Genomic DNA, 12428 nt, shown 5'->3' on the forward strand with positions numbered 1-12428 from the left:
CTGCATCCAACACATCTACCCAAAGCTTTTCGTTCAGAATTTCTCCTGTGAAGATAAGTACTTTGATATCGGGATGCAATGCTTTTGTGTGCCTACATATCTCTACTCCAACAGTAGTGCTGCCACCAAGTCCAAGATCAAGTAATACAAGATCTGGCAAATTAGCCTTTAATAGTTTCCAATAGGCTGCCTCATTTTCAGCAGTTCCTATGATTTCTGCTTCTGGAATGTCATTCCGAATGATTCCTTCTGTCCCTTTTAATTCCAAAGGAACGTCTTCAACAATGATGATTTTAAAGTTCTTCATAAGTCTCATTTAATATTTAATTGCCGTGGAAGAGTTATCTCTATCAATGTACCTTGGCGACCATTCAATTGACTTGCCGAGATGCCGCAGCCTCGAAGATTAGTTGTTTCCCCAATCTCTCGCACGATTTGTCGACACACCATATAATGTATATCAATAGATAATGGAGTGAACAACACGGCACATTGTGCGTCAGTTAGATGCAAAGAAGGTAACTCTAAGCATATCATTACGTATAATTTATCCTTATCTTTCACTGTCCTTTGTATGTTGGATTCTCCACTTATCTTTTTTATGAGTTCAAAAAGATAGTTAACCAATCGTGAGTTTACCTTAAGATTATTATCCAACTGGACCATAGCCTGCTCACTAAGTAAAGCATAAAGTTGCTTATAATAAAGTGCGACCTCGCGTATTGCATTGAGATCCTTCTTATCTTCATCAACTAATTGGCGAATACGTGAAGGGTAATACATCGTTTCATGCTTTAATGTTGAAAGGCAATTATCAAGTACATTATTACTAACATGAAGCTTTTGATTTTCATATATGATGCGATGTAGTTCATCATTCGCTAATTCTAAATTTGTCGTCAGCTTACTATCGTCTTCTATTTTGTCTGAAAGTGCAACACGAATCTTCGACACAACATCATTCAACTTGTTGGTCGTTGACTTCAATAAAACACTTGTTTGCGCCCAGATTTCGTTAATTTGACTCAATTTTTCATGGGAAGATATGTTAGACAACAGCACAGAATTTATCATATTTACACGGTCAACAGCAAGTCGATAATATAGACGATGACGATAATATAGGAAATAATAGGCTGGGAAAATAGATATTAAAAGCAATACAAGAAGTATAATAGCAACGTTCTTATTATTCTCTGAACGTTGCATTACACGCACATATTCTCCCAAACTATTATCAGCTGAGGTCTCACGGAATAGTAATGTGTAGACACGATTATTGTAATGATACGCATCCCACTCGTGCAATGCAAGATTAGCAACAGCAGTTTCATTGCGAATATCAAGGATAACATTATAATCAAAGCGTAAATGTTTGTGATACCAAGATATCTCTGGTGGGATAACATCTGTCTCAATATAACGCAATGTGTCATTACTATCGTGTGGTTTCAATGTTCGATAGTACTTGTTTAGATAGGTTCTGCAACTGTCTGCATAGTCTAATGTACGATGATATCGCCCTTTTAAGTTACAAAAATAAGCGCTATCGGCAAATGAAGCAGCCTTTTTAAGCAGGAAAGGAGATGAGAAAGCAGGCAATGATATGCTTGATATAAATAAACAAAGTAATAGTCGAACTGTTCCTTTGGGTAAGCGGAAAGTGAAACGACTGCCTTTTCCAAGCTCGCTTTCTGCTTTGATAAAGCAAATTGAGAATATCGAACTAATCTTCTTGTACTTATCAATGATACCCTTACAATTCATTAATCCAAAGCCATGTGACTTCTCGTCAGTAATAGAATCACCTTCTTTTAAAGATTCATCTACAATAGTTTTATGATCAAACAAATGAGAAACCTGCTTCTCTGACATTCCAAGTCCATTATCTTCTATGACAATATCTACCGAATTTTCCGTAGAACGACTATAGATTTTCACACATCCACCTTGCTGAGTATACTTCCTTGCATTATCAGCAAGCGTGTTAATCATAAACAAAGTCAGGGTTTTATCAGCTTTAACCACATCTTTTGTCGGGCTAACTTCCAAAGAAATGCCTTTCAACTTGAAGCTCATATACCCCTTAGCTACGATATTAAACAAATCTTGTAGGGCGAAACTTTCCACTCGAATACTAAGTTGTCCCTGACGAAGTTGAATCCATTGGGTCAAGACATTATTGTATTCACTTATCTGATCAGTGAGTTCGCTGATATAAGCATACCTTTCTTCTCGCACCTTTTCGGTCTCATGGCGTTTTCTCAAACAATTAATTTCATGTATAATACGGTCAATCAGTGGAGTAATGCTGTTGACAAGAGCTATCTTTGCGCGTTGTTCAATGTTTCTTCTCAAGTTATCTGAGAGATGCAAATTCTCCATTTTAATCTGCTCATCGACCTGTTCGAAATCTTCTTCTCGCTTTAATCGAATAACCCTTTCACGCTCTTGCCATTCATTTAATGGTGCAATGAGCCGCTTCATTGAGAACTTTTTATCGCTTCTTACGCGCATTCTATCAAATATAATCAATAGAATTACTACTATAACAATCATGAAGACAACAGCTCCTATCATATAGTTCAGCGTGGAAGCAGACTTATTTAACTGGTCAGCACGAGCCTCAAGTTGACGGTCTTGGCGTGTTTTCTCCTGCATATCTAAATAGATATTGCGATTAAAATCACTTTGCATCTTGTTGTCAATGGCTGAATAAACCAATGACATTTGTTCGCGAATAGACGCTACAAGAGCTGGTGCTTGGTTGATAACTGTATCTCGAAACAAAGCATCATTAAGGCAAATGCTCGCCGAATGATAATCATGAATATGCCAATAGCATTGTGCCAACGTTCTATATGCACCCGCAATCTGATACACATCACCATACTTGACAAAGATGTTTAATGCTCTTTGTGCAAGATTGCCTGCTAAAAGAGAGTCAGGCATATGGTCAACGTTCAAGTACTTCATTGCTGGAAGGTTATCTGCTATCAGCATATTGCGTTGCTTTGTATCTTGAAGATGCTCACTAATTGCCTGCATTGAGTTTGCCTCCCAATAGGGATAGTTATGCTGACGGGACAATAAATAGCTCTTCATTAGATAGTCAAATTCTTTTTGAATGATTTCTTTCCCTGTTCCAGAAGATATCATTCCTCCTGAGCCTATATTGTAATAATAAGACAACAGCTGTGCCGTGTCCTGCTGAATTGCTCCATAAGGGTCTATGTTATTAAGTGCTTCAATAGCCTGTTTACGTAGACCTATATAATAAAAATAGGTTGAATTGACTATATCAAACTCAGACTTAGCATAAGTAAGTCGCTTTTGTTGACGAAGAGTTAGCGTTGATTGTTCTTCTTTTATACGGCGAAGTCGATGAATAGCACTCTCTCGGTAAATGTAGAAGTCTTTGTTTCGAGATTGTCGTTGGCAAAGACGCATAAACTGAACATCGGCAACAAGTAATTCAATTTGATTGTCTGTAGTCTTTAATGTGGTGTTCAATAGTTTATAAGCATTGTCATAATGCATCCTGACAATACTCACAAAAGCAAGATTATTCAATGCTTCTGCATGTCCATTATCATAATTTTGGCTAAGATTCAGAGCCTTTTCTGCATAGTGTTTCGTTGAATCTAAATTACGATAATGATAAGAATAGGATATATCATTCAGCCTGTCAACCTGAGTTTTATGCTCTGATTGACAAGCTGAAAGTAAGAATATTCCCATTATTAAAAAAGGGAAAAGATCTTTTATTGATTTAATTTTATGAGCGAGCGCTAACAATATAGCCTAATGCTTCTATACATTTATCTGTGATATACTGCCAGTTCTTAGCAGCGATAACATCTTTTGGGAACAATTTTGAACCCATACCAACGCAGAGAACGCCTGCCTTTATCCACGCACTAAGGTTCTCTTGATCGGGAGAGACCGCTCCTGTAACCATTAAATTGCTCCATCTCAAGGGGCTTAATACGTTCTTTACAAACGATGGACCGCCCACATTACCAGCAGGAAAGACTTTTGTCACATCACAACCAGCCGCTTGTGCATTACTAATTTCACTAACACTACCGCATCCTGGAGCATAAGGCACTAAACGCCTATTGCAAACTGGTGCTATTTCGGGATTGAAATTAGGACCTACAATGAAGTTAGCCCCCAACTGAAGATATAGAGATGCTGTCGGCGCATCAACCACCGTACCTACTCCAAGAATAAGTTCGGGACAATCTTTTGCAGCCCATTTTATTAATTCACCAAACAACTCATGGGCAAAATCGCCACGATTGGTGAACTCAAACACACGCACTCCACCTTTGTAACAGGCGCTAATAACTTGTTTGCAAACTTCTAAATCTTCATGATAGAACACGGGGACCATTCCCGTTTCTTTCATTGCTGTTATCACTTGGACTTTATTAAATCTTGCCATAATATCAAATAGTATTATCGTTGAACACGGCCATTAGCATTACCTTTGGCTAAACTTTCTACTTCAGAAGTTGAAACGAGATTGAAATCACCAGGAATTGTATGCTTCAATGCACTTGCTGCAACAGCAAACTCTAAGGCTTTAGCCTGGTCTTTATATGACAACAATCCATGAATCAAACCTGCAGAGAACGAGTCTCCACCTCCAACTCTGTCAATTATAGGATTAATATCATAGTGTTTGCTTTCATAGAATGTTTTACCATCATAGATAAGAGCCTTCCAACCATTATGGGAAGCAGAATAACTCTCACGTAATGTTGAAACAACATACTTGAAACCAAATTCCTTCATCATGCCTTTGAAGATCTCATAATAACCTTCAGCATCGGTCTTTCCACCCTCAACGTCTGCATCAGGCTTATAACCAAGACACATATTTGCATCTTCTTCATTGCCTATACAAACGTCAACATATTGCATTAAGGGGCGCATCACAGAGATAGCCTTCTCTGATGTCCAAAGCTTTTTACGGAAATTAAGATCAACCGAGACAGTAACACCATGGCGTTTTGCTGCTTCACAAGCAACGCGCACAATCTCGGCAGCTTTATCACTGATAGCTGGCGTGATACCACTCCAATGAAACCAATCGGCATCTTCCATGATTTTATCAAAGTCGAAATCAGAAATATCAGCCTCGGCAATAGCACTATGTGCCCTGTCATAAATGACTTTAGATGGGCGCATGCTGGCCCCTGTCTCGGCATAATATAGTCCTACCCTATCACCGCCACGCGAAATATACTCTGTTTTGACGCCATATCTCCTCAAAGCATTTACAGCTATCTGACCTATCTCATGAGAAGGAAGCTTTGAAACAAAACAAGCTGCGTGACCATAATTAGCAAGACTCACAGCAACATTGGCTTCTCCACCCCCTGGAAAGATTTGGAAAGACTCACTCTGAACAAAGCGATAGTTCCCTGTAGGAGACAAACGAAGCATAATTTCGCCTAATGTTACAATTTTACCCATTTTACTTTAGATTGTTTTTTTGATTATAGATTAAGTGTTTTGTTTATCATCGCAAAAATAGTAATTATTTATGAATTTGGAAAATAAAACAAAAAGAAAATGATTATGAACGCAATTGTTATACGATAAAAGAGGTATTACCATGCTTTTTAATGATACATAAATTCAAATTATTTATATCTTATGATATTAATATAATAAAGTTAATAACTAATTGTATGTCAACCATTTGTCAATTTCTATTTTGATAAAAACTAAAATGCATCATTTTACACAACCAAACCTATCATATAAGCATTCAAAATCATTCATTTCATGAGATTAAATGCATCATTTTACAACGGAAACAAATATAGAAAACAAATGAATTAAAAAGTAATAAGAGAATGATAAGAAATACTTCGAAATAAACTTGATATACAATCATGGCATGGAAAATATATTTGTAACATATCATAAAGGTAAAAGCAAACCTTAACACCTTATTATATATACACAGCTTTAATCCTATCTGCAACAAATAATGCCTTTTTGGAGGAATTGATAAAAAACAAAGAAAAATATAATTTTATTTTCTTGTCTAATTCGTTGGAAAATAGTAACTTTGCAGGCGTTTAGCAAAAATAGCACAATTAAAATAGTTGAATGAAGAATGACAAATTGAAAAATCAGTACCGTATTAACGAACAAATACGTGTACGCGAAGTACGCATCGTAGGAGAAGATGGCTCTGAAGTTGTACCTACACGCAAAGCGTTAGACATGGCACGTCAGAACGGCGTAGATCTTGTAGAGATTTCACCCAATGCTCAGCCTCCGGTTTGTCGTCTTATCGACTATTCTAAATTCCTTTATCAGCAGAAGAAGCATCAAAAAGAGATGAAACAGAAGCAGGTGAAGGTTGAAGTTAAAGAGATTCGCTTTGGACCTCAGACAGATGAACATGATTATCAATTCAAATTGAAGCATGCTCGTGAGTTCCTCAACGAAGGCAATAAGGTTCGTGCTTATGTATTCTTCCGTGGACGCTCTATCCTATTCAAGGAGCAAGGAGAAGTTTTATTACTTCGTTTTGCCAATGACTTGGAGGAGTTTGGAAAGGTTGAACAGATGCCTAAGTTAGAGGGAAAGAAAATGTTTCTCTATCTTGCACCGAAGAAAGTTGGGGTCGTAAAGAAGAGTCAACAAAAGGTAGACAGAGAAAAAAGAGAGGCAGAAGCCAAAGCTGTTGAACAGAACCAAAAGAATGAACAGGCTGAGAACAATGGCCTATTCGCCAATGCAAAGAACGGAGAAGACGTTCTAAGCAAGCTTAAAAAGGAAAGTTCTGTAGAATAATTAAAAGAAGTGCGTAACGCCGGGTATATGCGTTGCCACAATAAATAACAATTAAAAATTTAAAAAAATGCCAAAAGTAAAGACAAATTCCGGTGCAAAGAAGAGATTCACATTCACCGGTTCAGGTAAGGTTAAAAGACATCATGCTTACCACAGTCACATTCTGACTAAGAAGACAAAGAAGCAAAAGAGAAACCTTGTTCATCAAACACTGGTTGATCAGAGTAATATGAAACAGGTACGTGACTTACTCCGCCTTCGTTAATTAACTTTTTAGTGGAACATTTAAAGACAGAAAATTATGCCAAGATCAGTAAATCATGTTGCTTCTAAAGCAAAAAGAACAAGAATTCTGAAGCTCACTAAAGGTTATTATGGAGCAAGAAAGAATGTTTGGACGGTAGCAAAGAACACCTGGGAAAAAGGTCTCACCTATGCATATCGCGATCGTCGTAATAAGAAACGCAATTTCCGTGCATTGTGGATTCAGCGTATTAATGCTGCTGCTCGACTCGAAAACATGAGCTATTCAACTTTGATGGGTGCACTTCATAAAGCAGGTATAGAGATTAACCGTAAGGTTCTTGCTGACCTCGCAGTTAATAATCCTGAAGCATTCAAGGCTATTGTTGACAAAGTAAAATAAGCTTTTAGATTAAAAATAGCATATTAAAGAGAGTGAATTACAATAATAGTAATTCACTCTCTTTTCATTTTACAATATTTATTTCAACAAGTGGTAATATCTTTCAATGCATATTCAATCCTATAAAAGCCCACCATAGACTACCCTACTATTGAAAAACTATGCAAAACATCTTCTTTCTTATTTTTTTTTCTTATTTTTGTAACTCTTACATTTAATAAGAAATGAAAATAAAAGATACATTATTATATATATGCATTGTGTGTGTGTTACCCACAACATCAGTTGATGCGCAAAACCATCAGAAAGTAAAGACTAAGGCTTCAAAGACACAACGTATGGGTATTAAACACAGCATGAACAACGCTTTGTTTACAGAGATGTTGCCATCAACAGCGAAAATATTATTCGTTGATAGTGTTATTGTAGACAAACAAGACTTCTTCAGGCACATCCCTTTTGATAAAGTATCGGGACAATTCACAAAAACCTCAAGTTTTATTCATGGAGTTGATGAGCCAAACATGGTAACTTTCTTAAATGGTTTACAAGATAAGGCTTATATATCCAAGGGAGATTCAACACAATCAACAATCTTTTATACTGATAAGATTGGTGGGCAATGGATGAAACCTACACGAATCGCAGCAATCGATGATACTTATTTGCAAGCAAACTATCCTTTCATGATGCAGGATGGAGTAACTCTTTATTTTGCAGCAAAAGGCAATCATAGCATTGGTGGTTATGACTTGTTTATGACAAGATACAATAGTGAGCAGCATAGCTTCTACAATCCAGAGAATATAGGCTTGCCTTATAACTCCCCATCAAACGATTATTTACTAGCTATTGATGAGGTACATGAGTTAGGTTGGTTGGTAACCGATCGAAGAATGCCAGAAGGAAAGGTTTGTATTTACACCTTTATTCCAACTAGACAGCGGCTTTCCTATGAGAAAGATAATTTTACAGCTAAACAGCTTGAGGCTCAAGCACAAATAACTTCAATTGCTTCTACATGGAAGAATGGGAATCGCGAACTTGCACTAAAACGCTTAAATGATCTTATTTCAACTCATAAAATTATGAGAAAGGAGAAAACTCGCCTCCATTTTTTTGTGAATGATGAAGTTGAATTGAATGATATTACAGAGTTTAAACCAGAGAATCAGTCAAGAATCTCTAATTTACTAAAACTCAAAACACAAATAAAGCAACAAGAAACGGAGTTAGAGAATCTCAGAGAACGTTATAGAAATTCTTCTCAAACAAGTAAGAAAGAGCTCTCAAAATCAATTATAAACGGAGAGAAACAGCTGTATGACATGCAACAGAAAGCTTCAAACTTAGAAAAAGAAATACGTAATATAGAAAACCTTAAATAAAAACGAATATGAAAGAAAAGAAATATTTTGCACCATCAGAACTCATTATAAATGAAGATGGAAGTGTTTTTCATTTACATCTTAAACCAGAACAATTAGCGGACAAAGTAATTTTAGTTGGTGATCCCGGACGTGTAGCCTTGGTTGCAAGCCATTTTGAAACGAAGGAATACGAAGTTCAGAGTCGTGAATTCCATACAATTACAGGAACATATAAAGGGAAACGTATCACTGTTCAAAGTACAGGAATTGGTTGTGACAATATTGACATCGTGTTAAATGAGTTAGATGCTTTAGCGAATATAGACTTCACTACACGTACAGAGAAAGAAACACATAGAACACTATCCCTTGTTCGCATCGGAACCTGTGGTGGTTTGCAGCCCAATACACCTGCAGGAACCTATATTGCCAGTGTTAAGAGTATTGGTTTTGATGGCCTATTAAACTTTTATGCAGGTCGAAATGAAGTATGTGATCTTCAATTTGAAGAAGCTTTCAAACAACATATGCATTGGAATCCCTTATTGTGTTCACCATATGTTATTGATGGTGATAAAGAGTTAATCGACAGAATTGCACAAGATGATATGGTAAGAGGGGTTACAATTGCCTGCGGCGGATTCTTCGGTCCACAAGGACGGGAACTGCGTGTGCCATTAGCCGACCCAAAACAAAATGAGAAAGTAGAATGTTTTGAATACGAAGGACTACGCATTACGAATTTTGAGATGGAGAGCTCTGCACTCGCTGGTCTTTCAACGCTTATGGGACATAAGGCTATGACATGTTGCATGGTTATAGCAAATCGCTTAGCAAAAGAGGCAAATACTGGCTATAAGAATACAATTGACAAACTGATTGAAAAAGTTTTAGAACGGATTTAATGGACAATCATACTATCTGCGCATTGGCAACTGCTACGGGAGGTGCTATTGGTATTGTGAGAGTAAGTGGAGAGAAAGCTATAGAAATCACAGATTGCATATTTAAGAGTACGCGACTTAAAACCTTGTGTGATGCAAAAGGAAACTCATTGCACTATGGTGAGGTGCATGATAAAGAAGGAAATGTAATTGATGAAGTTCTTGTTAGCATTTTTCGTTCCCCTCACAGCTATACAGGTGAAGATAGTACAGAAATATCTTGTCATGGTTCTGCATTTATTTTAGGTCAAGTAATAAAGGCTCTTATTGACTCTGGGTGTCGACAAGCAGAACCAGGAGAGTTCACAAAACGTGCCTATCTGAATGGTAAGATGGATTTGAGTCAGGCTGAGGCCGTGGCCGATTTAATTGCGTCATCGAATAAAGCATCTCACCAACTTGCACTCAATCAGTTAAAAGGGCACTTTAGTAGTGAACTATCACAACTTCGAGAACAACTATTAAAGATAACATCACTATTAGAACTTGAGTTAGATTTCTCTGATCATGAGGAACTTGAGTTTGCCGACAGAGGGGAACTTGAAGCACTTGCTGAGAAGATTCAACATCGAATATCTGACCTTATTCTATCTTTTGAGACAGGAAACGCCTTGAAAAAGGGAATTCCTGTAGCCATTGTTGGCAAAACAAATGTAGGAAAGAGCACACTTCTCAATTGTTTGTTACATGAAGATAAGGCTATTGTAAGCAACATTCATGGTACAACACGAGATATCATAGAAGATACTACAGAAATAAATGGAATCACCTTTCGATTTATTGATACTGCAGGGATTCGTAAAACAGAAGATTATGTTGAACAATTAGGCATTGAAAAAGCTTTCAAAAAAATTGATGAAGCGTCTATTGTATTATGGACTATAGATCAAATACCCACGGCAGATGATATTAATGAGATGCAACGACTTACTGAAGGTAAAAAACTTCTCATTGTATTTAATAAGATGGATTGCCTTTCTCAACAACAAGTCGATAACCATTTGCCTTTCCGTGTAATTTATATATCTGCAAAATACAAAGAACATATTAACGAATTAGAAACTGCAATATATGAATCTGCAGATATTCCAACAATTAGAGAGAACAGCGTTATTGTGACTAATGCACGCCATTATGAGGCTTTGGCGCGAGCAAAAGAAAGTATTCAGCGTGTTATTGATGGAATCCAACTTGGGTTAAGTGGAGATTTGATTAGTGAAGATCTTCGTCTTTGCCTTGAACAATTAGGCGAAATAACAGGTGGACAGATAACGACGAACGAGGTACTTGGAAATATTTTCAAACATTTTTGCATCGGAAAGTAGACCTTATTTGGATGTGTTAAATCGGATACAAAACCAATATAGCTAACATGAGATTACAAAAGGAGTTTCAATGGAATAAGCATCGGAAAATAAATTGAAAATTTTGTATTAATTATATTACTTCTGTAGATTCTTTATTGTTATATTCTTACTAGAAATATTAAGTATCAAAATAAATAACTACAAGACGAAACACTCGCACTACTTTTCGATCCGTACCAATAATTATTGAAGAAATCTTGCTTGAACAATTTAAGAGATGCATAAGTCTATTACTAAATATAGCTGTAATATCGTTATAGATTAGGAATATTCAGAATTATCTTAACTAATTGTTTGTCAGCATCATATATTATTTGTACCTATACATAAAATCCCTCGAACGACCCATCACGGGCAGAATCGGGGGAAAACTTAAAAAATCGTCGTGAAGATACAAAAAATTTCTGATATAACACCAACTTTGCCCTTTACAGAGTTCGATTTTTTACAGAGCTATCGTGAAAGATTTGCAAAAAGCGAACTTGGACGCATTCATTCCTAGCTCCTCCTAAAGGAGTTGGCTGCAGAGTATACGAACCTTAGCCATAAGAGCAAGCGAGGCAACAAGCTTCTTTTCTCGGGTGAAGGAGAAATTGCCCTAATGTTCCTTAAGTCATACACAGGTCTGTCTGACGATAGTCTGATAGAGATGTTTAACGGAAGCATCCACATGCAGATGTTCTGTGGTGTTCTGCTAGCCCCCTCCTATCCCATCAAGGATGGAAAGATTGTAAGTGCCATACGCAATCGTCTTGGTCGCATTCTTGACATAAACAGTTTTCAGAGCATATTGTACGCCAAATGGCAAGATTGTCTCAAGGATAAAGATCTATGCTTGACGGATGCAACCTGCTACGAGAGCTACCTGCGTTTTCCTACGGATATCAAGCTGCTCTGGGAGTGTTGCCATTGGCTTCACACTCTGCTGGTCTCCGAGCGTAAACACCTTTCAGAGCGTATTCCGAGATGCAAGTATAATAATATTGACAAGGCCAGGCTTGCATACGCCAAGCAGCGCAAGCACACAGCCTCGTCCACGCGCAAGCTCAGGAGAAGACTCCTGAGGCTCCTGTCCAAACTCCTTTCTCAATGGAATCGTCTGCATAAACAGTACAATCCTTGCATCTGTCTGTCGGCAGAACAAGAAAAGCGGCTGTCCGCTGTGCGTGAGGTATGCCTCCAACAGTCAGAACTATTCTCCGGTAAGGAAGTCAAGCCCGTCCCTATCTACGTCCCATTATCAGGGGAAAGGAAAACAAGCGTGTAGAGTTTGGTG

At 37.4% G+C, this 12428-nt stretch carries 10 protein-coding genes; 6 read left to right on the forward strand and 4 right to left on the reverse strand.

Going from position 1 to position 12428, the window contains the following annotated elements; translation table 11 throughout:
* The 4 genes from HMPREF9420_RS01650 to HMPREF9420_RS01665 all read right to left on the reverse strand — a co-directional run.
* On the reverse strand, positions 1-307 hold a 307-nt coding region (locus HMPREF9420_RS01650), incomplete at its 3' end, for a response regulator (protein ID WP_044079018.1).
* 5 nt (positions 308-312) lie between these two features.
* A complete protein-coding gene (locus HMPREF9420_RS01655) occupies positions 313-3798 on the reverse strand; it encodes a sensor histidine kinase (RefSeq protein ID WP_007133646.1) in 3486 nt (1161 codons plus the stop codon).
* Complete coding sequence (locus tag HMPREF9420_RS01660; protein WP_007133647.1) at positions 3779-4450, reverse strand: bifunctional 4-hydroxy-2-oxoglutarate aldolase/2-dehydro-3-deoxy-phosphogluconate aldolase; 672 nt, start codon at positions 4448-4450, stop codon at positions 3779-3781. Before HMPREF9420_RS01660 ends, HMPREF9420_RS01655 begins: the two co-directional genes overlap by 20 nt.
* 14 nt (positions 4451-4464) lie before the next feature.
* Positions 4465-5487 (reverse strand): sugar kinase, encoded by a 1023-nt coding sequence (locus HMPREF9420_RS01665; protein ID WP_007133648.1) that lies wholly within the window; start codon positions 5485-5487, stop codon positions 4465-4467.
* Positions 5488-6132: 645 nt separating this feature from the next.
* Between HMPREF9420_RS01665 and infC the strand changes: the two genes are divergently transcribed.
* From infC to mnmE, 6 genes are all read left to right on the forward strand, one after another.
* The gene (gene infC / locus HMPREF9420_RS01670) at positions 6133-6825 is read left to right on the forward strand and encodes a translation initiation factor IF-3 (RefSeq protein WP_007133650.1); all 693 of its coding nucleotides are present in this window, start codon (positions 6133-6135) and stop codon (positions 6823-6825) included.
* A 67-nt stretch (positions 6826-6892) separates the two neighbouring features.
* On the forward strand, positions 6893-7090 hold the full coding sequence (gene rpmI / locus HMPREF9420_RS01675) for a 50S ribosomal protein L35 (RefSeq protein WP_007133651.1): 198 nt from the start codon (positions 6893-6895) through the stop codon (positions 7088-7090).
* A 36-nt stretch (positions 7091-7126) separates the two neighbouring features.
* Positions 7127-7471 (forward strand): 50S ribosomal protein L20, encoded by a 345-nt coding sequence (gene rplT, locus HMPREF9420_RS01680; protein WP_004380007.1) that lies wholly within the window; start codon positions 7127-7129, stop codon positions 7469-7471.
* A 224-nt stretch (positions 7472-7695) separates the two neighbouring features.
* A complete protein-coding gene (locus HMPREF9420_RS01685) occupies positions 7696-8859 on the forward strand; it encodes a hypothetical protein (protein WP_007133652.1) in 1164 nt (387 codons plus the stop codon).
* An 8-nt stretch (positions 8860-8867) separates the two neighbouring features.
* A complete protein-coding gene (locus HMPREF9420_RS01690) occupies positions 8868-9746 on the forward strand; it encodes a nucleoside phosphorylase (protein ID WP_007133653.1) in 879 nt (292 codons plus the stop codon).
* Positions 9746-11110: a tRNA uridine-5-carboxymethylaminomethyl(34) synthesis GTPase MnmE gene (gene mnmE, locus HMPREF9420_RS01695; protein ID WP_007133654.1), complete on the forward strand. Its 1365-nt coding sequence runs from the start codon at positions 9746-9748 to the stop codon at positions 11108-11110. Before HMPREF9420_RS01690 ends, mnmE begins: the two co-directional genes overlap by 1 nt.
* The last annotated feature ends 1318 nt before the right edge of the window (positions 11111-12428 follow it).

Origin of the sequence: Segatella salivae DSM 15606 (assembly GCF_000185845.1) — a bacterium.
Taxonomy (GTDB): Bacteria; Bacteroidota; Bacteroidia; order Bacteroidales; family Bacteroidaceae; genus Prevotella; species Prevotella salivae.